Origin of the sequence: Pseudomonas sp. NPDC096925 (genome assembly GCF_044762545.1) — a bacterium.
Taxonomy (GTDB): Bacteria; Pseudomonadota; Gammaproteobacteria; order Pseudomonadales; family Pseudomonadaceae; genus Aquipseudomonas.
The window spans coordinates 24,039-42,571 of the sequence record NZ_JBIWEM010000013.1; the positions used below are offsets into that span (position 1 = coordinate 24,039).

20 protein-coding genes are annotated in these 18,533 nt (G+C 63.8%); 7 read left to right on the forward strand and 13 right to left on the reverse strand.

Annotated elements, in window-relative coordinates; all coding sequences use genetic code 11:
* Positions 1-133: 133 nt before the first annotated feature.
* Positions 134-415, reverse strand: coding sequence for a GNAT family N-acetyltransferase (locus tag ACIQYU_RS25185; protein WP_025338432.1), 282 nt, complete (start codon positions 413-415; stop codon positions 134-136).
* Between the two features lie 506 nt (positions 416-921).
* Here ACIQYU_RS25185 and oprI point away from each other — a divergent pair.
* Positions 922-1,173 carry an outer membrane lipoprotei OprI gene (gene oprI / locus ACIQYU_RS25190; RefSeq protein WP_003259780.1) on the forward strand — a complete coding sequence of 84 codons (252 nt, stop codon included), beginning with the start codon at positions 922-924 and terminating at the stop codon, positions 1,171-1,173.
* A gap of 132 nt (positions 1,174-1,305) precedes the next feature.
* Here oprI and ACIQYU_RS25195 read toward each other — a convergent pair whose 3' ends face one another.
* The 3 genes from ACIQYU_RS25195 to ACIQYU_RS25205 form a co-directional block, all read right to left on the reverse strand.
* Entirely contained in the window at positions 1,306-2,283 is a 978-nt protein-coding gene (locus ACIQYU_RS25195; protein WP_207835263.1) for a L,D-transpeptidase family protein, read from the reverse strand.
* Between the two features lie 111 nt (positions 2,284-2,394).
* Complete coding sequence (locus tag ACIQYU_RS25200; protein ID WP_063914019.1) at positions 2,395-2,685, reverse strand: hypothetical protein; 291 nt, start codon at positions 2,683-2,685, stop codon at positions 2,395-2,397.
* 58 nt (positions 2,686-2,743) lie between these two features.
* Positions 2,744-3,349, reverse strand: a complete 606-nt coding sequence (locus ACIQYU_RS25205) for an arylesterase (protein WP_233688365.1) — start codon at positions 3,347-3,349, stop codon at positions 2,744-2,746.
* Between the two features lie 10 nt (positions 3,350-3,359).
* On the opposite strand from ACIQYU_RS25205, the gene ACIQYU_RS25210 reads away from it, so the two are divergent.
* Both ACIQYU_RS25210 and ACIQYU_RS25215 read left to right on the forward strand, forming a co-directional pair.
* A complete protein-coding gene (locus ACIQYU_RS25210; RefSeq protein WP_016714756.1) occupies positions 3,360-4,043 on the forward strand; it encodes an ABC transporter ATP-binding protein in 684 nt (227 codons plus the stop codon).
* Entirely contained in the window at positions 4,043-6,550 is a 2,508-nt protein-coding gene (locus tag ACIQYU_RS25215) for an ABC transporter permease (protein WP_233688364.1), read from the forward strand. The genes ACIQYU_RS25210 and ACIQYU_RS25215 overlap by 1 nt, the downstream gene beginning before the upstream one ends.
* A gap of 126 nt (positions 6,551-6,676) precedes the next feature.
* Here the strand turns inward: ACIQYU_RS25215 and greB are convergent, their stop codons facing one another.
* From greB to ACIQYU_RS25235, 4 genes are all read right to left on the reverse strand, one after another.
* The gene (gene greB, locus ACIQYU_RS25220) at positions 6,677-7,150 is read right to left on the reverse strand and encodes a transcription elongation factor GreB (RefSeq protein ID WP_063914016.1); all 474 of its coding nucleotides are present in this window, start codon (positions 7,148-7,150) and stop codon (positions 6,677-6,679) included.
* Between the two features lie 11 nt (positions 7,151-7,161).
* A complete protein-coding gene (locus ACIQYU_RS25225) occupies positions 7,162-7,470 on the reverse strand; it encodes a hypothetical protein (protein WP_207835251.1) in 309 nt (102 codons plus the stop codon).
* Positions 7,471-7,693: 223 nt separating this feature from the next.
* The gene (locus ACIQYU_RS25230; RefSeq protein ID WP_015269705.1) at positions 7,694-8,131 is read right to left on the reverse strand and encodes a DoxX family protein; all 438 of its coding nucleotides are present in this window, start codon (positions 8,129-8,131) and stop codon (positions 7,694-7,696) included.
* Between the two features lie 113 nt (positions 8,132-8,244).
* Complete coding sequence (locus tag ACIQYU_RS25235; RefSeq protein ID WP_402802635.1) at positions 8,245-9,651, reverse strand: transglycosylase SLT domain-containing protein; 1,407 nt, start codon at positions 9,649-9,651, stop codon at positions 8,245-8,247.
* Positions 9,652-9,809: 158 nt separating this feature from the next.
* On the opposite strand from ACIQYU_RS25235, the gene ACIQYU_RS25240 reads away from it, so the two are divergent.
* The 3 genes from ACIQYU_RS25240 to ACIQYU_RS25250 all read left to right on the forward strand — a co-directional run bounded on the left by ACIQYU_RS25240 (position 9,810) and on the right by ACIQYU_RS25250 (position 12,672).
* Positions 9,810-10,607, forward strand: coding sequence for a TatD family hydrolase (locus tag ACIQYU_RS25240; RefSeq protein WP_233688363.1), 798 nt, complete (start codon positions 9,810-9,812; stop codon positions 10,605-10,607).
* A gap of 142 nt (positions 10,608-10,749) precedes the next feature.
* Entirely contained in the window at positions 10,750-12,228 is a 1,479-nt protein-coding gene (locus tag ACIQYU_RS25245; protein WP_207835225.1) for a methyl-accepting chemotaxis protein, read from the forward strand.
* A 75-nt stretch (positions 12,229-12,303) separates the two neighbouring features.
* Complete coding sequence (locus ACIQYU_RS25250) at positions 12,304-12,672, forward strand: Mpo1-like protein (RefSeq protein ID WP_063914011.1); 369 nt, start codon at positions 12,304-12,306, stop codon at positions 12,670-12,672.
* 137 nt (positions 12,673-12,809) lie between these two features.
* On the opposite strand, the gene ACIQYU_RS25255 is transcribed toward ACIQYU_RS25250, so the two are convergent.
* The 3 genes from ACIQYU_RS25255 to ACIQYU_RS25265 all read right to left on the reverse strand — a co-directional run bounded on the left by ACIQYU_RS25255 (position 12,810) and on the right by ACIQYU_RS25265 (position 14,760).
* Positions 12,810-13,607 carry an acyl-CoA thioesterase gene (locus tag ACIQYU_RS25255; RefSeq protein WP_402802639.1) on the reverse strand — a complete coding sequence of 266 codons (798 nt, stop codon included), beginning with the start codon at positions 13,605-13,607 and terminating at the stop codon, positions 12,810-12,812.
* 77 nt (positions 13,608-13,684) lie between these two features.
* Positions 13,685-14,464: a CHAD domain-containing protein gene (locus ACIQYU_RS25260; protein ID WP_233688361.1), complete on the reverse strand. Its 780-nt coding sequence runs from the start codon at positions 14,462-14,464 to the stop codon at positions 13,685-13,687.
* 17 nt (positions 14,465-14,481) lie between these two features.
* Positions 14,482-14,760 carry a hypothetical protein gene (locus ACIQYU_RS25265; RefSeq protein ID WP_003259403.1) on the reverse strand — a complete coding sequence of 93 codons (279 nt, stop codon included), beginning with the start codon at positions 14,758-14,760 and terminating at the stop codon, positions 14,482-14,484.
* A 178-nt stretch (positions 14,761-14,938) separates the two neighbouring features.
* Between ACIQYU_RS25265 and ACIQYU_RS25270 the strand changes: the two genes are divergently transcribed.
* Complete coding sequence (locus ACIQYU_RS25270; RefSeq protein WP_207835219.1) at positions 14,939-15,979, forward strand: patatin-like phospholipase family protein; 1,041 nt, start codon at positions 14,939-14,941, stop codon at positions 15,977-15,979.
* A 159-nt stretch (positions 15,980-16,138) separates the two neighbouring features.
* On the opposite strand, the gene ACIQYU_RS25275 is transcribed toward ACIQYU_RS25270, so the two are convergent.
* Both ACIQYU_RS25275 and ACIQYU_RS25280 read right to left on the reverse strand, forming a co-directional pair.
* Complete coding sequence (locus ACIQYU_RS25275; RefSeq protein WP_402802643.1) at positions 16,139-18,010, reverse strand: SurA N-terminal domain-containing protein; 1,872 nt, start codon at positions 18,008-18,010, stop codon at positions 16,139-16,141.
* Between the two features lie 183 nt (positions 18,011-18,193).
* The gene (locus tag ACIQYU_RS25280) at positions 18,194-18,466 is read right to left on the reverse strand and encodes an HU family DNA-binding protein (protein ID WP_003259401.1); all 273 of its coding nucleotides are present in this window, start codon (positions 18,464-18,466) and stop codon (positions 18,194-18,196) included.
* Positions 18,467-18,533 lie beyond the last annotated feature (67 nt).

An 18,533-nucleotide genomic window follows, 5' to 3' on the forward strand; every position in this document is an offset into this window, starting at 1 on the left:
CCCGCGCCCCCCGGGTTTCGTGGGGGCGCCCCCCCCCCCCGGGGCTTTTACAACCCCGGGGGGGCGGTCGCCGCCCCCCCCCCGCCGCCCCGGGGGGGGGGCCCCCCCCCGCGGCCCCGCTTTTTTTACAGAATCAAACCTTGCTCGAATGCCGCTGCTGGCGCTCCATGTAGCGCTCCACATACGAGCAGGACGGAATCACCGTGTAGCCCATCTGCTCTGCGTACTCCAGGGCCCGCTCGGTCAGGGCGGCAGCAATCCCGCGGCCTCGCAGGGCGTTGGGTACGAAGGTGCGATAGATGTCCAGCGTCTGCTTACCCAGATCCATATACGTCAGATAGGCACGATGACCGTCCACGTTGGTCTCGAACTGATGACCGGCCTGGTCATGGTGGATGGTCAGCGCTTCGCTCATCACTACTCCTCGCAGGTCTTCTCGGCAGACCCATACCTTAACCGATGGTGGTTTATCCGGCACAGAATCCTCTACGCCACCTGTTGCCCCCTTCGACCACTGGACGATTGCAATCGTTCGGATCCTCTGGCACTCACAAGATAGTAGGCGCCGCAGGCGGGATTGCTCAAGGTGGTGGCGGTTAAAAAGGGCGGAAACGCAGCCAGAGCGACTCTTGCTTGCACGCAAGCAGCCACCGGATGTACTAGGGCTAAGACGCTGAAGGACAGTTAAAGTCACCGTTAGTTCAGCAAAAAAGTTCCTGTACTACAATCGCTTGCGATCCCTGTACGTTTTTTTCACAGACGTGTCGCAAATCTTGTCGGAAAGGCGTCAAGCAACATTTTTTTTGCAGTTCTTGCGCTTAGTCAGTTTACTTACTACAAGTAATGGGTACTATGTACGCCGGCCAGTTTCTCTTTTCCGAGAGATGGCTATTTAATAGAAAGTCCTTGAAGGGGAACACGATGAACAACGTTCTGAAATTCTCTGCTCTGGCTCTGGCCGCAGTTCTGGCTACCGGTTGCAGCAGCGTATCCAAAGAAACCGAAGCTCGTCTGACTGCGACTGAAGACGCAGCAGCTCGCGCTCAAGCTCGTGCTGACGAAGCCTACCGTAAGGCTGATGACGCACTGGCAGCCGCTCAGAAGGCTCAGCAGACCGCTGACGAAGCCAACGAGCGCGCTCTGCGTATGCTGGACAAAGCCAGCCGCAAGTAATAGTCCTCACGGATTGTTATGGAGCCGACCCACTTGTGGGTCGGCTTTTTTATTGCCCGCGCACAAGGCAAACACGCCAGACAGAAACAAAAAGGCCTGCACTAAGGCAGGCCCTGATGCGTCGCAAAAACCCTACTGCAGTTCGGGCGGAATGCTCGAAACCATCGGTGCGCCACCCTGGCTTGCGGTCGGCACGGCAATTTCCACCGGCATGCCATCTTCTGCCGCAACCACGTCACGCACCATATCCCAGTTCATGCGTAGGTTATTGGCCAGGTCTTCACGTTTGAGCAAGGCGTTGATAACAGCGGTATGTTTGTCGACCACTGACGGATTACCCTGGTCGTCCAGCGGCGTGTGCGCCTCCAGATAGACCTTGCCGCCACTGATACCGAACTTGTAGGGCTCGTTGATGATGCGCACCGGCGTACCCACCGGCACCATCTTCGACAGCTCCAGCACGTTGTTGTTGAGCATGCGGAAGCAACCGTGGCTGGTACGCATGCCGATGCCGAACTTTTTGTTCGAGCCGTGGATCAGGTAGCCCGGCACCCCGAGAGTGAACTTGAACGGCCCCAGCGGGTTGTCCGGCCCGGCCGGCACCACGCTCGGCAGGATGTCACCGTCCGCCGCATGCTCTTTGCGGATCGACGCTGGCGGGGTCCAGGTCGGGTTCGGCGTCTTGGCGGTAATCTTGGTGTTGGCGATCGGCGAACCCCAGCCTTCACGGCCAATGCCCAGCGGGAAGGTATGCACCACGTTCTGCCCTTTCGGGAAGTAGTACATGCGGTATTCGGCCAGGTTGATGACGATGCCCTCACGCGGGCCCGGCGGCAGGATATAGCGGGTCGGCAGGACAATCTCGGTGCCCGCACCTGGCAGCCATGGGTCTACGCCCGGGTTGGCGGCGATCATTTCCAGGTAGCCGAGGTCGTTGGCAGTGCCGATATCGGCGAACGTGTCCTCGTACTTTGCCTTGATCACCTGCACCTGGCCGATGATGTCTTCACCGGGGGGTGGCAGTGGCAGCTCCAGCGCAGCAGCGGGGCCTGCTACCAGCAGGGCGGCCAGGGACAGGCTACGGGTGACGGCAGGAAAGCGCGGCAACATCCGGTAAATCCTTCGAAAGGTGGGTCAAGAGAATCGATTGTACACCCGCGCCGATGCAAGCGGGAGGCATTGGCGCCATGCAAGCGTTTCAGATGATGAAAGGCGTGGCGTTCAGCCGCCCTGCAGCTCCGGCCACACCGGGCGCATGCCGCGCCGCTGGGCATCGAGGATGGCGCGGCACAGGTCGCACAGGCGGCCGTCGCGGTAGATCGAGCGCGGCACCCCCGACCAGCGCGGTTGCGCCGGCAGCAGGCCACCGCACAGGGTACGGTCGACCGGCACGCCCAGCTCGAGCTGGCGGGCCACCAGATGGACGCGGATTTCCTGGCAGGCGAACAGGTCGAGCTGCTCATCGGGCTCGATCAGTTGGTAGGCATACAGGGACCAGGCAGGGCGCGGCATCGGTGGCACTCGAAACGGGGGGCGCAACATTAGCCGAAAGCCGGCGCCGTTAAAAGCGTCACAGCAAGGGTTTTATCGCCGGCCAGGCATTTTCCAGCAGGCGTTGCTGGGCGGCCTGGGCCGGGTGAATGCCATCGGCCTGCATCAACTCAGGCACGCCCCCTACCCCCTCGAGGAAAAACGGCACCAACGGCACCTGTTTTTCTGCCGCCAGCTGTTCATACACCTGGGCGAAGGCGGTGGTGTAGCGCACGCCATAATTGGGTGGCAGGCGCATACCCAGCAGCACCACCTTGGCACCGGCCTTGCGCGCACTCTCGATCATCGAAGCAAGATTTTGTTGCAATTGCGCGGGCGGCTGCCCGCGCAGGCCATCGTTGCCACCCAATTCCAGCACCACCAGGCTCGGCTTGTGCACTGCAAGCAGCGCCGGCAGCCGCGCCTGACCACCTGCACTGGTGTCGCCACTGATCGATGCATTGACCACTTTGTCGTCGAAACCTTCGTCCCGCAGGCGGGTCTGCAACAGGGACACCCAACCATGGCGGGTATCCAGGCCAAAACCGGCGCTGATACTATCGCCGACAATCAGCAGTGTTCCCGCCGCCGCGCTCTGCGCCAGGCAATACAGGGCCAGACCGGCACTCAACCACCACACTCGCATCGGATTCTCCATGGGCCCCAGCATTCTCGTTGCGCAGAACCTTAGCAAAGTGGTCCCCAGCGCGGAAGGTGACCTGACCATCCTGCACGCGTTGTCCCTCGACCTGGCCCAGGGCGACAGCCTGGCCATCGTCGGCGCCTCGGGCTCGGGCAAGTCGACCCTGCTCGGCCTGCTCGCCGGGCTAGACCAGCCCAGTGCCGGTAAGGTCATCCTCGCTGGCCACGACCTGGGGCCACTGGATGAAGACCAGCGCGCGCGGGTACGCGCCGAACATGTGGGCTTCGTGTTCCAGTCGTTCCAGCTGCTCGACAGCCTCAACGCCCTGGAAAACGTCATGCTGCCGCTGGAGCTGGACGGCCGTCGCGACGCCCGCGAACACGCGCGCACCCTGCTTGAACGGGTTGGCCTGGGCAAGCGCCTGAGCCACACCCCGCGCCAGCTGTCGGGCGGCGAACAGCAACGGGTGGCCATTGCCCGTGCCTTCGCCGCGCAACCGGCAGTGCTGTTCGCCGACGAGCCCACCGGCAACCTCGACAGCCACACCGGCGAGCGCATCAGTGACCTGTTGTTCGAACTGAACAAGGAGCGCGGCACCACCCTGGTGCTGGTTACCCATGATGAGCGCCTGGCACGGCGCTGCCGCCGCCAGATCCGCCTGGATGCGGGCCGCCTGGTGGCCCCGGTGGAGGCCTGATGACCCACATGCCGCTGTCCCGCCTGTGCGGCCTGGCCCTGCGCCAGCTGCTGCGCGACATTCGCGCCAGCGAAGTGCGCGTGCTGTTCTTCGCCCTGCTGGTGGCAGTCGCGGCCAGCACTGCCATCGGCTATTTCGGTGCCCGCCTCAACGGCGCCATGCAACTGCGCGCCAGCGAGTTTCTCGGTGCCGACCTGGTGCTGCAGGGCAGCGCCCCGGCCCGCGACCCGCAGATTGAGGCTGGCAAGGCGCTTGGCTTGCGCCACGCCCAGGTGGTCGAATTCACCAGTGTGGTCGGCGGCGACAACGGCATCCAGCTGTCCAGCGTCAAGGCTGCCGATGGCGCCTACCCGTTGCGCGGGCAAGTGCGCAGTGCCGCGGCGCCCTATGCCGCCGAAACCCCGGGCGGCGGCCCGGCACCTGGCGAGGCATGGGTCGAACCGCGCCTGCTGGCGGCACTGGGGCTGAAGGTTGGCGACAGCATCGACGTGGGCATGAAAACCCTGCGCATGAGCCGCGTGCTGACCTACGAACCGGACCGCGCCAACAACTTCTACAGCCTTACCCCGCGGGTAATGATGAACCTGGCCGACCTGCAAGCCACCGGCGTGGTCCAGCCGGGTAGCCGGGTCACCTACCGCGACCTGTGGCGCGGCGATGCCGAAGCGCTGGTCCAGTACCGCGAGGCACTGAAAAAAGACCTGGCCGCCAACCAGCGCCTGCGCGACACCCGCGATGGCAACCAGCAGATCGGCGGCGCCCTGGGCAAGGCCGAACGCTACCTGAACATGGCCAGCCTGGTGGCGGTGCTGCTGGCAGGCGTCGCCGTGGCCCTGTCGGCCAGCCGCTATGCCGCACGCCGCCTGGACGCCAGCGCCCTGCTGCGCTGCCTGGGCCTTTCACGCCGCCAGGCACTGGGCCTGTACTGCCTGCAATTGGCCATGCTCGGCCTGGCCGCCGCGCTGGCCGGCGCCCTGCTCGGCTGGCTGGCCCAGCTGGGCCTGTTCCGCCTGCTGCATGGCCTGCTGCCAAGCGTGGTGCCCGCAGGCGGCATCGTCCCGGCCCTGGCCGGCATCGCTACCGGGCTTGTGGCCCTGGCCGGCTTTGCCCTGCCGCCAATTGCCGCCCTGGGCCAGGTGCCGCCGCTGCGCGTGCTACGCCGCGACCTGCTGCCGATACCGCCCAGCAGTTGGCTGGTGTACGGCGCGGCGTTGTTCGCCCTGGGCCTGATCATGTGGCGCCTGAGCCTCGACCTGCTGCTCACCTTCGCCCTGCTCGGTGGCGGCCTGGTCGCCGCGCTGCTGCTCGGTGGCCTGCTGCTGCTCGGTTTGCGCAGCCTGCGCCAGTTGCTGGCCGGGGCCCCACTGACCTGGCGCCTGGGCCTGGGCCAACTGCTGCGTCACCCCATGGCCGCCGCCGGCCAGGCCCTGGCCTTTGGCCTGATCCTGCTGGCCATGGCCCTGGTTGCCCTGCTGCGCGCGGAACTGCTCGATACCTGGCAAGCGCAGCTGCCCAAGGATGCGCCCAACCATTTCGCCCTGAACATCCTGCCGGATGACCGTGAGCCCTTCACCCAACGCCTGCAGCAGGTCAACGCCACCTCGGCGCCGCTGTACCCGGTGACCCCCGGCCGCCTGGTGCGAATCAATGAGCAACCGGTGCAGCAGGTGGTCAGCAAAGACTCGGCAGGCGAGCGCGCCGTGCAGCGCGACCTCAGCCTGACCTGGGCGGCCGAACTGCCCGAAGGCAATGCACTGACGGCCGGCAACTGGTGGCAGGCGTTGCCAGCCGAAGATGAAATCCCCGGTGTGTCGGTGGAGGCGGAACTGGCCAACAGCCTGAAGCTGCAACTGGGTGACCTGCTGACCTTCGACATCGGCGGCCAGCAGCGCCAGGCGCGGGTAAGCAACCTGCGCAGCGTGCACTGGGACAGCTTCCAGCCGAACTTCTACATGATCTTCCAGCCCGGCACGCTGCAGGGACTGCCGACCACCTACCTGACCAGCTTCTACCTGGCACCGGGTCATGACCTGGATGTGGTGGCGCTATCACGGGCATTCCCGGCGGTGACCATCCTCCAGGTGGACGCCTTGCTCGAACAGCTGCGCAGCATCCTCGCCCAGGTGACCCTGGCGGTGGAGTATGTGTTGCTGTTCGTGCTGGCAGCCGGGCTGGCAGTGCTGTTCGCCGGCTTGCAGGCGACACTGGACGAGCGCATCCGCCAGGGCGCCTTGCTGCGTGCGCTGGGCGCGGCGCGGCCATTGCTGGTCAGGGCGCGGCGGATCGAGTTCGGCTTGCTCGGGGCGGCGAGCGGCTTGCTGGCGGCGGTCGGGTGTGAGCTGATTACCCTGGTGCTGTACCGCTATGCCTTCGACCTGCAATGGAGCCCACATCCGTGGTTGCTGGTATTGCCGCTGGCAGGGGCGCTACTGGTGGGCGGTGCGGGGGTGCTGGGGACGCGGCGGGCGTTGAATGCCAGCCCGCTGGCGGTTTTACGCGAGAGTTGATGACAGCCTGTGCCGGCCTCTTCGCGGGTAAACCCGCTCCCACAGGTCCGGCACAGGTTTCAAGTCATGTGGTGAACCTGTGGGAGCGGGTTTACCCGCGAAGAGGCCGGCACAGTCAATATCAACTCACTGGCCGTAAGTGATGCTGTTCACGTACCAGGTCGCTTCACCGGTAGGTGTGTGCACCACCACCTCGTCACCCTCCTCCTTCTTCAGCAAGGCGCGGGCCATGGGCGAGTCGATCGAAATGTAATCATTGCGCCCATAGATCTCGTCATAACCGACAATGCGAAACTTCATGGTCTCGCCCTCGTCGTTCTCGATCTCTACCCAGGCACCGAAAAACACCTTGCCCTCCTGCTGCGGCGAGTAAGCCACCACCTTTACATCTTCAAGACGCTTGCGCAGGTAACGCACCCGACGGTCGATCTCGCGCAGCAGCTTCTTGTTGTACTGGTAGTCGGCGTTCTCGCTACGGTCGCCCAGCGACGCCGCCCAGGTAACCTTCTGGGTAATCTCCGGGCGATACACCCGCCACAGGTGGTCCAGTTCTTTCTTCAGCGCCTCATGGCCTTCCGTGGTGATGATGTTGGTACTCAACAGCGCGCTCCTCAGCGGCGGGTAATCAGGCCCTGGCGCGCAATGCGGGTGATGTGGCCGATGATTTCGGCGGCCTCGTCCGGCGCCGGGGCCTGGATCACGGCCAGGTCGAAACGGTCATTGCCATACTGCGCGAGGTGGCAGCCGGTATCGGCAAACTGGATCAGAAAGGCACGCGCCTGGCCCTTGCGCCGGGACAGGCCTTCGAGGTGACGTAAAAGAGTGGGCTGATGCTGGCCGCCGAGCAGGATGCGCGGTGTGCGGGACGCCTGATTGGCAGGCAAAGGGCTCAAACAGACACTGGTACGTGGGCAACTCATGGAGCTTCTCTCCGCCTCGCGAATCCCGCTGGGCAGCGGTGGGAGGCGTCACCGAACCAGCGCTTTAGCGGTATTTCGGATGACCCGCAGAGGGGCTTTCCTGCGCCCCGCAAGTAGCTGTTTAAATCGGCGCAGACGGTATGCTAGAGCTACAAGCGGCAAGATACAAGCCTCAGGCCGAAAGTGATCGGCCTGAGGCTTGTATCTTGCTGTTTGCGGTGTATCAGCGGGCGATCAGGCGGTCCAGCGAGAAGCGGCCAGCGCCTTCGATCAGCACCGCGACGGTGCCGGCCAGCAGGGCCAGACCGAACTCATAGCCGTTGTTGGACATGAACAGCCCGTTGCCGATGTGTACCGAGAGGATCGCCACTACCAGGGTTACGGCCAGCACCAAGGCCGCCGGGCGGGCCAGCAGGCCGATCACCAGGGCCAGGCCGCCGAAGAACTCGGCGCTGCCGGACAGCAGCGCCATCAGGTAACCCGGGGCCAGGCCGATGCTCTCCATCCACTGGCCGGTGCCTTCCAGGCCATAGCCACCGAACATGCCGAACAGTTTTTGCGCGCCATGCGCGATGAAGATGATGCCGACCAGGATACGGATGACGCTCAGGCCAGCGCCGGCGCGGGTAGAGAACAGGGCGTTGAGGGTAGCGTTGTTCATGTCTTGGTTTCCTTGAAGCGGGGAAGTTGTGTTGGGATGGGCGCCATCATAATCAATTCAATAGATATGAAAATCGCAAAAAACCCAACACAACAATCGATAAAATCGATTTATTAACGCTTCGCCACACGCTCCAGTGCGGCACGCTCCCGGTTGAACGCTACAAAATACTTGTTGACGCTGTTGACGAAGTTGACTGGCCCCATGCCCACCTGCTCCATGGCGATGCGTTCGGTCTGAAAGAACCACTGATCGCCATTCAACCCACGCCGCCGCGCCTCTGCGCGCATGGCCTGGACCCGCTCGGGCCCCAGGTTGTAGGCCGCCAGCACGAAGGCCATGCGCTCGCGGTCGTTGATCTTGGCGCTGGCAAAGAACTTGCGTCGGATCAGCGCCAGGTAGCGGGCGCTGGCCTGGACATTGCCATCCACCGTGGCGGTGTTGCTCACCCCTACGCGCTGCGCTGCCGAAGGGGTGATCTGCATCAGGCCATGGGCCCCGCCGGTACCGCGCGCTGTCGGGTTGAGCGTCGATTCCTTGAAAGCCAGCGCGGCCAGGTTGAGCCAGTCGATCTGCTGCGCTTCACCGTGTTTCTGCAGCACCGCCCGCAGCGCGGTCAGGCGCTGGCGATTCTTGCTGGCCAACGGGTCGTGCACCCGATACTGGCGGCGGTAGATGCGCTCGAACGCGGCATCCTGGTTGTCCGGCGCGCGGTAGCCCTGCAGAAAGCGATCGACCGTGGCCAGCAACTGCGGCGCATCGCGCCCCACATACCAGCGCATGGCTTGCGGCGCCCCCAGTTGCACGCGGCTGTCCAGGCGCAGGCGCGGCATCACCCGGGCCCAGCGCCGGGCGATCGGCTGCTCGACCACGGTCAGGTGATAAATACCAGCCTGGACCATTTCCAGCACATCCTCCACCGCCAGGGTCGAGTCGACCCACTCCACCTTGATCGGCGCGCGCTTGCGCAGCGCCAGTTGCTGGTTGACCTGCTGGATCAACGGGCCGGCGGCACTGGCGCTGGTCAAGGCCACGGTACGCCCGGACAACTGCTCGACATGGCTGAAGCTGCGTTCACCCTTGCGCCCCACCAGCAGCAGCGGCACCTGGTCGAGCACCGGCGCGGTGCTGCTGACCCCGCGCACCATGCCGGGGTCGAGCAGCTCGCCCGGCGCGGCCAGGTCACCCTCGCCACGGGCCAAGGCGCCCAGCAGCTGCTCCTTGGCCCGTGGAATCAGTTTGAGTTGGATCTCTTGGCCGTCGGCAGCGCGGGCATTGAGGTAATGCTCCAGGGCACGCAGGCGATAGTATTCGATGCCGACCGGCTCGCCCTTGACCTCACCAGAGCTGTTGCGGCTCTGGTTCACCAGCACCCGCAGCACCTGGCTGGAGCGAATCTGTTGCAGGTCACGGACCTTGGCCGACGGGATGTTCTGCTGCGGCCCTGGCGCGCGCGCGTGGGCAGGCCCGGTCAGGGTCAGCCCAAGCGTCAGCAGGAAAATGAGCCAGCATCGCAGCATGCGAAAACGTATCCGTGGTCGGTGGGCGGCATCCATGGGGTTGCACCGCCAAGAGAGAAATGACGGTAAAAGACCACGGCAACAGCATGAAGTTCTTGGTTTTTTCAGAAAAACGCGGTTTTTGCTATGCTGGCCGCCCCGCGGCACGAGGTAGCACCATGCAACTGATCGATATCGGCGTCAACCTGACCAACAGCAGTTTCCACGACCAGCAGGCGGCAATCGTCGAGCGCGCCCTTGAGGCGGGGGTCACGCAGATGGTGCTGACGGGCACCAGCCTGGCGGTCAGCGAACAAGCACTGGAGTTGTGCCAGCAACTGGACGCGAGCGGCGCACACCTGTTCGCCACGGCAGGCGTACACCCCCATGATGCCAAGACCTGGGATGCCGGCAGCGAGCGCCAGTTGCGCCAGCTGCTGAATGAACCGCGGGTGCGTGCCGTGGGCGAATGCGGCCTGGACTTCAACCGCGACTTCTCCCCTCGCCCGCTGCAGGAGAAAGCCCTGGAGGCCCAGCTGGCATTGGCTGCCGAGTTGCGCCTGCCAGTGTTCCTGCACGAACGCGACGCCAGCGAACGCCTGCTGGCGATCCTCAAGGATTACCGCGACCACCTGGCCGGCGCGGTGGTGCATTGCTTTACCGGCGAGCGCGACGCGTTGTTCGCCTACCTGGACATGGACCTGCACATCGGCATTACCGGCTGGATCTGCGACGAACGCCGCGGTACCCACCTGCATCCGCTGGTGGGCAACATTGCCGAGGGGCGGCTGATGCTGGAGAGCGATGCGCCTTACCTGCTGCCGCGCAGCTTGCGGCCCAAGCCGAAGAACGGGCGCAACGAGCCGGCGTTCCTGCCGGAGGTGTTGCGCGAAGTGGCCTTGCACCGGGGTGAGTCGGTCGAGCATACGGCGGCGCATACCACGGCAACGGCGCGGGCTTTTTTCCAACTCCCCTGAACCTGACGCGGCCTCTGTAGGAGCGCGTCAACACCTGCGGCGGAATTTTCTTGATACACATCAAGAAAGGCCCTGACGGATGCAGGCACAATGATGGCACCTTGCCAATATTGTTCCCGCTCAACTCAGAGAAGACCTGCCCATGGGTGCCTGGCTTAGCAATGTTTCCCTGAAGTACAAGTTCTGGGCCGTCAACGCGGTGGCCTTTGTCACGACCTTGATGCTGGTGCTCTATGCCGTGCACCTGGAGCAGCGCGCCCGCGCCGAGGCCGCGCAAGCCCAGGCGGCCGCGCAAGCCCAACTGCTGGCTGCCTGGCCAGCCGGGCAGCCGCTACCCCGCGCGGCCAATCTCATCAGCTGGTCGGCCGGGCAAACGCCTACCTTCGCGGGTGAGCCCCTCGAGGCCCTGCGCAACGCCCAAGGCTGGGTCGAACTGCCCGCCGCCCGGCTCTTCGGCAACAACCCGTTACAGGGTGCGCAGGTGCTGCGCAACGGCGATCAGCAAATGGCCGTGCTGGCCCAGTCGCCGAGCCTTCGCCAGGTGTTCTTCGACCGTTTCAGCAACTACGCGGTGTGCGTACTGGTCCTGATGCTGGCCATGCTCGGCGCCTCGCAACTACTGATCCGCTTCCTGCTCAGCCAGCTCAACACCCTCAAGGACGTGATGCTACACGTGGAAAAAACCGGCGACCTGTCGGCCCGCGTACCGCTGGCCTGTGGCGACGAGGTCGGCCAGATGGCCGGGGCTTTCAACGCCATGCAGGCGACCTATCACCGCGTGGTCAGCACCGTCGCCCACACCGCCGCACAACTGGACTCCGGTGCCGCGCGCCTGGCAGCGAGCATGAGCGACGTACGCCACGGCATGCTCGGCCAGCAGAGCGAGACCGACCAGGCCGCTACCGCCATCAACGAAATGTCGGCGACGGTGCACCACATTGCCCAGCATGCCGGCGCCACCCGTGACCTGTCACAAACAGCCGATACCCTGGCCGGCAGCGGCCAGGAGGTGGTCAGCCGGGTTCAGGATTCGATCTCCGGGCTGTCCAGCGGTGTGCAGCAAACCGCCGAGATGATTCGCCAGCTGGCCGAAGACAGCCAGAAGATCAACGGCGTGGTCAATGTGATCCACAGCATCGCCGAGCAGACCAACCTGCTAGCCCTCAATGCCGCCATCGAAGCAGCGCGCGCCGGCGACCTGGGCCGCGGCTTTGCGGTGGTGGCCGATGAAGTGCGCAACCTGGCCAAGCGCGTGCAAACCTCCACCGACGAGATCACCACCATGGTCTCGGCCCTGCAGTCGGGCACCCGCGATGCAGTGGAGTTCATGCAGGAAAGCTCGTACAAGGCCGACGACTGCGTCAGGCAGGCCCAGGAGGCCGGCGAAGCACTGGCCGAAATTACCGGTGCCGTGGCGCAGATGCGCGAAAGCAACACCCAGATTGCCGTGGCCGCCGAGCAGCAAAGCCAGGTGGCCGAAGAAATGAACCGCGCCGTGGTGAGCATTCGCGATGTCACTGAACAGACCGTGCAGCAGACCGTGGGCTCGGCGACCACCAGCAGCGAACTGGCGACCCTGGCCGGCGAACTGAACAAGGCCATTGGCCAGCTCAAGCTATAGTCACCATAGCCAGCCTCGATTGGCCCCCACCCGGGGGCCGCACTAAGCTTTGGGCATGACCGAGAGGAAATGCCCATGAGCAAACGTCTGCCCAACCTGCCCACCTGGCAATGGCGCGGCTACCACCATAACCACCGCCACCCGACCAACCTGGTGCTGCACCTGATCGCCGTGCCGCTGTTCATTCTTGGCGCGTTGCTGATTCTGTCCGGCCTGTTCGGCCTGGATCTGGGCCAGATTGCCGTTGGCATCATTGCCTTGATCGCCGGCCTGGGCCTGCAGCGCCAGGGCCATCGCCTTGAAGCCGAGCAACCCGAGCCATTCGCCAACCGCAAGGATGCCGTGCAGCGCCTGCTGACCGAGCAGTTCATCACCTTTCCGCGCTTCGTGCTGAGCGGTGCCTGGTGGAAGGCCTGGCGGGAACGGCATAAACATCGGCGCTGATGCCATTGGGGCTGCTCTGCAGCCCAATCGCGACACAAGGCCGCTCCCACAAAATCGCGCATGGCCTTAAATTTACGCGATCGCTGTGGGAGCGGCCTTGTGTCGCGAAAGGAGCGCCACGCGCTCCCACTGCTCGGTCAGGCAAATACGGTCACCGTCTGCCGGCTCAAGGCCAGCAACTCGCCCTGCGCCGTCCTCAAGGTAGCAGCGGCATGCCCATAACCATCCCGCGCATATTCGGTTTCCACACAGTAACGGCACCAGTCCAGGGTCGACAACTGCGGGGTGGGCTGCATGAATTCGATGGTCCAGGTCAACGTACTGCCGGCAGCGGGCTGCTTGAGAAACGGCATCAGGCTCGGTGGCCAGGCATCGACCAACGCCAGCAGGTGCGTCTCGTTGACCGGTTCTTCGGCCACCCCGCGCAAACGTACCCAGCCGCCCATCTGGCGCGACTGATTGCCGCTGAACGGCAACCCACCTACCGCCCAGCGCAAGGCCACATGCTGCATGAACTCCGGGGTAACGCCTTTGATATGGGGCAGCTCGGGGGCCGCATCTTCGAGCGCTTTCATTTCCGTGGCCGGCAACGCCGGTACATCAACCACTGACGGCCGCCCTGCGCCGAAATTGCCCTGCACCAGGGTCACTACCTGGCCGTCCTGAACGGCGCGGCCCAGCAAGGTGGTGACTGCCTTGCCTTCACGCAGCACCTCCACGTCGAAGCGGATTGGCACATCCGCCGCGGCCGGCGCCACAAAGCTGATGGCCAACGAACGCACGGGGCGGTCATCGGAGATTTTCTGGCGCATGGCTTCATACACCATGGCCGCCATCAACCCGCCAAAGGCGGCGCGCCCCTGGGCCCAGCTGGGCGGGATACTCACCGCTTCGGGGTTGACCCGCACGGCGTCGAGCAGTTGGTTGAAATTCATTGGCCGGCTCCTGCCTGCAGCGAAAATGGTCTGCCCATCCTAGCCAGCAAACCCTTGCCGATCAGCCCGCATATCGGTCATTTCTCGGGCTTTCGCCGCGCCACCGCCTGCTGCAGGGCATCCAGCGTGTCGTCCGAATGGCGCTCGGCCTCGTGCAATTCCTGCTCCCAGGCAACTTTGCAGGGTGCCAGGTCGGCATGGTCGCGAGCCTGCAGCAGCCATTGCAGGCGATCATGCCAGTCACCCAGGTCGCTCTGGGCCTGCTTCAGCAAGCGCCGCAAATGCTTGCTCGCATGGTCGAGCTGCGGATAGGCCTCATCGCCATAGCGCGCACGCTTGATCAGCAAACGCAGGCGGTGGCGGTCGTGGGCAGGGTCCTGCAGCGCTTTGTGCAATTTGTGCCACTGTTTGACCAGGCGTTTGTCGATACGCTTTTCCAACCCTTTGACCAAGCCCTCACGGCCGGCTGCACGCAGGAACAGCGGAAACGCGTCGACAATCGCCAGCACCCGCGTCAGCTGCGGGCTGGCGGCAACACTGGCGAAGGTCCGGCCACGCCCTTCCAGGCGCCACTGCCCAGCCTCGGTAAAACCACGCCCGATCAGTTCGGCTGCCAGTACCTCACGGTCACGCAACGGCGTGGTGAGGGCACCCAACGACTTGGCGGCGTCCTCCAGCTGCTCCACCCCCGGCAGCCCACGTAGCGGCCGTAGCAGGCTGCGCAGGCGCCGCAGGGTGGTGCGCAGGTCATGCAAGGCCTCACTGTCGGTATCGGCAGCCAGGCGCTCGCGGCAGGCCAGCAGACGCACCTGCAAGGCCACGATCTGGGCAACCACATGATCGAGCATGGCAGACATTGAGAGACGCTCCCTGGTCAGCGCCCAGCGCGCGATTCACGAATGTAGAAACGGGCCTTTTCGGCTTTTCTGGTACAGCTTTCATAACCTTCGAACTGCTGCTGGGTCTTGGCCCCGGTCAGCAGCGACAAGGCCTTGGAGTAACTCACGGCACCGGCAAAGCCTTCGGCCTTGGCCAGATCCAGCTCCTTCCAGGCGGCATCCAGTTGGGTCGCACAACTCTCGCGGTAGGCCGTCTTGCCCGCGCAGCCAGCAAGGGCCAAGGCAATCAGTGGAAGGCAGATCCAGGCTTTCATCAGTAATACCTCAATGGAAAAATCGGTGGCTGTTCGACGCCCTGGCAGCTGAAAAGTGCCCTGCCCAGCCAGCTTTGCCTAGCCAGTTTTATTACAGTAGCTCAGTGCGATGTACATTGAAGCACAGGCAGCGATGGGTGCATTGTAGGACCATGGTTGCACTGGCCGGGGAATGTTCATGAGCAAACGCGTGGCACTGGTACTGGGATCGGGCGGAGCCCGGGGGTATGCACACATCGGCGTGATCGAGGAAATCGAGCGCCGCGGCTACGACATTGCCTGCATCGCCGGCTGCTCCATGGGCGCGGTGATTGGCGGCATCTATGCCGCCGGCAAGCTGGAAGACTACCGCAACTGGATCGAGAGCCTCGACTACCTGGATGTGTTGCGCCTGGTCGATGTCAGCTTTCGCCTCGGCGCAATTCGCGGCGACAAGGTATTCGGGCAAATCCGCAAGATCGTCGGCGAGATCAACATCGAGCAATTGCGCATCCCCTACACGGCGGTTGCAGCCGACCTCACCAACCAGCAGGAAATCTGGTTCCAGGAGGGCTGCCTGCACCAGGCCATGCGCGCCTCGGCAGCCATCCCCAGCCTGTTCACCCCGGTGATGCAAGGCAACCGCATGCTGGTCGACGGCGGCATCCTCAACCCGCTGCCGATCGTACCGGTGGTGTCCAGCCACTGCGACCTGATCATCGCGGTCAACCTCAACGCCACCAACCAGAAGCAGTACCAGTTACCGGTGATCGAACGCCCGGCGGCGTTCAAGATGCGTTTCGATGCCTTGCTCAGCTCGCTGGGCTCGCGCTTGCCGTTCCGGCGCAAGCCGGCGGAGGAACTGATCCGCATCGAGCAGGAAATCGTCGCCGAAGGGCTGGCGCCGCCGAACCCGTGGCTGGCCGATGCCGCCGCCCCGGAAGGCCAGCAACCGGCGGCGGCGCCGGAGCGCGAGGGCGCGCCGAAGTCGGCCACTGGCTCGTTCATCATCGACAACGTGGGGCCCGCTTCGCTGCTGGATTTGATCAACCAGAGTTTCGAGGTCATGCAAACCTCGCTGGCGCAGTACAAGATCGCCGGCTATCCACCGGATGTGCTGATCAACGTGCCCAAACGGGTGTGCCGGTTTTTCGAGTTCTACAAGGCGCCGGAGCTGATTGCTTTGGGGCGGGAGATTGCGCGGGATACGCTGGATAACTATGAAGGGGTGAAGCGCTAGGCCCTGTGCTGCCTGTGCCGGCCTCTTCGCGGGCAAACCCGCTCCCACAGGTATTGCGCCGCGTTCAAGGTCAGCGCGGTACCCGCGAAGAAGCCGGTACAGACAACAGAAACGAAACAGGCCGCACTGGGCGGCCTGCTCGTTCATGCATCCATCACCTTAGTAACGGGTGATGTCCGCCTTGGCTTCCAGCTGCTTGCGGTACGCCGCAAAGTCCTGCTGGCCAGCACGCGACGCGAGGTAGCGGCGGATCTGCTGCTTCTCTTCGTCGGTGGCAGCAGCGCCTTCGTTGACACCCTTGAGCTGCAGTACCACCAGGCTACCGTCACGCAGCACCACGCTGCCATATACCGGCTTGTCCTTGGCCTGCGGCTTGCCCAGGCGGAACAGCGCCTGCAGCTCGGCCGGGTCGATACCGTCCTCACCACGGGTGACTGCTTCATAGGCCTTCCAGCCCTGCCCTTCGTGCACGCTGCCCGCAGCGACGGAACCGTCACGCAGGCTGGCAATCAGCTTGTCCGCCTTGGCCTTGAGTTCGGCAGTTGCCTTCTCCTTGGCCAGGTGTTCGCTGATGTTCTTGGCCACGGCTTCCAGCGGCAGTTGCTCCGGCTTGCGGTGCTCCTTGACGCGCAGCACCACGGTGGTTTCCGGGTCGAGCTCGATGGCGGTGCTGTTGGCACCCTCCTCCAGCACTTCTTCGGAGAATGCGGCCTGCACTACCGAACGGTTGGCAGTGATGCCTTCGCCACCCTCGCGGCCGAAGGCTGCAGACGTTTGCACCTTCAGGTTCAGGTCCTGGGCCGGCTGGGCCAGGTCGGAAGCCTCGTAGGCGGCATCTTGCAGCTGCTTGCTGGCATCGACGTAACGCTGCTCGACCAGCGGGATCTTCAGGTCACGGGTCAGCTTGTCCTTCAGGCTGGCGAAGCTCGGCACTTCTGGCGCCTGCACGCCCAGCAGCTTGATCAGGTGGTAGCCGAACTCGGTGCGCACCGGCGCCGAGACCTGGCCATCCTGCAGCTTGTACAGCGCATCCTCGAACGCCGGGTCGTAAACGCCCGGGCCGGCGAAGCCAAGGTCACCACCGCTATTGGCAGAACCCGGGTCCTGGGAGAATTCCTTGGCCAGCGCGGCGAAGTCTTCACCCTTGGCCAGGCGCTGTTCGATCTCTTCGGCGCGGGCCTTGGCCTGGGCGTCGGTGACCTTGTCGTTGACCTCGATGAGGATGTGCGCGGCATGGCGCTGCTCGGCGAGGTTGGCGATTTCCTTCTCGTACTGGGCCTTGAGTTCTTCGTCGGTCACCTTGACCTGGTCGAAGAACGCCGACTTCTTCAGCTCGACATAGTCGATCACCACCTGGTCAGGCGACATGAACTCCTTGGCGTGCTGGTCGTAGTGCGCCTTGACCTCTTCATCGCTGACCTTGACTGCGGCCGGGTCGGCCTTGAAGGTCAGGGAGGCGAAGTCACGGGTCTGCTTCTCCAGGCGGGCAAAGGCATCGACCTGCTGGTCGGTGACGAAGCTGCTGCCGGCCAGGCCGGTGCGCAGCTGGCCAATGAGCATTTCCTCGGCGAGCATGTCGCGGAACTGCATGCGGCCATAGCCCATCTGGCGAATGACCTGGTCGAAACGGTCGGCACTGAACTTGCCGTCCACCTGGAATTCCGGCGTCTGCAGGATCACCTGGTCCAGCGCGGCCTCGGAGAAGGCAAACCTGGCATCCTCGGCGCCTTGCAGCAGCAGCTTGCGGCTGATCAGGCCCTTCAGTGCCTCTTCGCGCAACAATTTGTCATCCAGCAGCGCCGGGTCGAAATCCTTGCCCAACTGTTGCATCAGCTGACGGCGCTGCATGTCGGCTGCCTGGCTCAGCTCGTTCTGGCTGATGGTCTGGCCGTTCACCTTGGCGGCGTCCTGGCTATGGGTGGCGGCCTGGAAAATGGCTTCGAAGCCGGTCAACGCCATCAACACGACGATAAGGCCGATGATGGTCTTGGCAATCCAACCTTGTGAATTGTCCCTGATATTTTGCAGCATGCGTCCCCCAGAAACGGCTGTACCACTGCGTCGACAACCGCGGAGCGTGGGTAGAAACCTGATAAAAGAAAGGCGCATCCGAGGATGCGCCTTTTCTTAGCAAACGTGTCAGGCGGGAACGTTTGCGCCCCGCCATCACCGTGCTCGGACCTGGCAAGGCCAGGTCCGGCTGAAAGAGACGACTTAGTTGACGGCGTCTTTCAGGCCTTTGCCAGCCTTGAAGCCTGGAACCTTGGCGGCAGCGATCTTGATCGCGTTACCGGTTTGCGGGTTGCGGCCGGTGCGCTCTGCACGCTCCTTGACCGAGAAGGTACCGAAGCCAACCAGTACCACATCGTCACCTTGCTTCAGGGCGCCGGTGACGGATTCGATGACTGCGTCCAGCGCACGGCCGGCTACAGCTTTCGGGATGTCAGCAGATGCGGCGATAGCGTCAATCAGTTCCGACTTGTTCACTCTAAGTCCCCTTATTTCTCAATTGAGTTTGTTTCTAAGTATGTAATGAAAAGCTTATGAAACGTGC

Bases quoted from the DNA above. Each gene is read 5' to 3' on its own strand.
- ACIQYU_RS25255 (WP_402802639.1), bottom strand. From the start codon at position 13,607: ATGAATTTCAACCAACTGCTCGACGCCGTGCGGGTCAACCCCGAAGCG.
- ACIQYU_RS25195 (WP_207835263.1), bottom strand. From the start codon at position 2,283: ATGTTGCCGCGCTTTCCTGCCGTCACCCGTAGCCTGTCCCTGGCCGCC.
- ACIQYU_RS25265 (WP_003259403.1), bottom strand. From the start codon at position 14,760: ATGAAAGCCTGGATCTGCCTTCCACTGATTGCCTTGGCCCTTGCTGGC.
- ACIQYU_RS25185 (WP_025338432.1), bottom strand. From the start codon at position 415: ATGAGCGAAGCGCTGACCATCCACCATGACCAGGCCGGTCATCAGTTC.
- ACIQYU_RS25260 (WP_233688361.1), bottom strand. From the start codon at position 14,464: ATGTCTGCCATGCTCGATCATGTGGTTGCCCAGATCGTGGCCTTGCAG.
- ACIQYU_RS25225 (WP_207835251.1), bottom strand. From the start codon at position 7,470: ATGAGTTGCCCACGTACCAGTGTCTGTTTGAGCCCTTTGCCTGCCAAT.
- oprI (WP_003259780.1), top strand. From the start codon at position 922: ATGAACAACGTTCTGAAATTCTCTGCTCTGGCTCTGGCCGCAGTTCTG.
- ACIQYU_RS25250 (WP_063914011.1), top strand. From the start codon at position 12,304: ATGAGCAAACGTCTGCCCAACCTGCCCACCTGGCAATGGCGCGGCTAC.
- ACIQYU_RS25270 (WP_207835219.1), top strand. From the start codon at position 14,939: ATGAGCAAACGCGTGGCACTGGTACTGGGATCGGGCGGAGCCCGGGGG.
- ACIQYU_RS25215 (WP_233688364.1), top strand. From the start codon at position 4,043: ATGACCCACATGCCGCTGTCCCGCCTGTGCGGCCTGGCCCTGCGCCAG.
- ACIQYU_RS25205 (WP_233688365.1), bottom strand. From the start codon at position 3,349: ATGCGAGTGTGGTGGTTGAGTGCCGGTCTGGCCCTGTATTGCCTGGCG.
- ACIQYU_RS25230 (WP_015269705.1), bottom strand. From the start codon at position 8,131: ATGAACAACGCTACCCTCAACGCCCTGTTCTCTACCCGCGCCGGCGCT.
- ACIQYU_RS25235 (WP_402802635.1), bottom strand. From the start codon at position 9,651: ATGCTGCGATGCTGGCTCATTTTCCTGCTGACGCTTGGGCTGACCCTG.
- ACIQYU_RS25275 (WP_402802643.1), bottom strand. From the start codon at position 18,010: ATGCTGCAAAATATCAGGGACAATTCACAAGGTTGGATTGCCAAGACC.
- ACIQYU_RS25245 (WP_207835225.1), top strand. From the start codon at position 10,750: ATGGGTGCCTGGCTTAGCAATGTTTCCCTGAAGTACAAGTTCTGGGCC.
- ACIQYU_RS25200 (WP_063914019.1), bottom strand. From the start codon at position 2,685: ATGCCGCGCCCTGCCTGGTCCCTGTATGCCTACCAACTGATCGAGCCC.
- ACIQYU_RS25210 (WP_016714756.1), top strand. From the start codon at position 3,360: ATGGGCCCCAGCATTCTCGTTGCGCAGAACCTTAGCAAAGTGGTCCCC.
- ACIQYU_RS25240 (WP_233688363.1), top strand. From the start codon at position 9,810: ATGCAACTGATCGATATCGGCGTCAACCTGACCAACAGCAGTTTCCAC.